General features: G+C 52.7%; 1 protein-coding gene. It reads left to right on the top strand.

The window, feature by feature from the left end:
* Positions 1-351 (top strand): IS200/IS605 family transposase (gene tnpA, locus QZ269_RS13415; RefSeq protein WP_291427189.1); only part of this gene is annotated, 351 nt, incomplete at its 5' end.
* Positions 352-383 lie beyond the last annotated feature (32 nt).

Below are 383 nucleotides of genomic sequence, written 5' to 3'. Positions count from 1 at the left end.
GTGGGGGAGATTAAACCGCGTTGTCGAGAACTGCTGATCCAGATATGCAAGGCGGAAGACGTGCGGATATTGACAGGGGTACTGAGTACAGATCATGTGCACATGCATGTGGAATACCCGCCGAAGGTGGCAGTCAGTGATTTAGTGAAGCGAATGAAGGGGCGGACATCACGATTGTTGCAACAGGAATATCCGCATCTGGAGAAGCGGTATTGGGGACGGCATTTCTGGGGAGTTGGATATGGGGCATGGAGCACGGGACAAATCACAGACGTATTGGTGGAGGAATATCTGGAGCGTCATCGGAAACCGGACGATGAGGACGATTCAAACTTCATCTTGGCGGATTAAAGGCGGCTTTAGCCGCTCCCCGAACCCCTGCA

It is taken from the genome of Deinococcus sp. (assembly GCF_018260405.1).
Classification (GTDB): Bacteria; Deinococcota; Deinococci; order Deinococcales; family Deinococcaceae; genus Deinococcus.
This window is presented reverse-complemented; position numbering and strand designations above follow the sequence as displayed.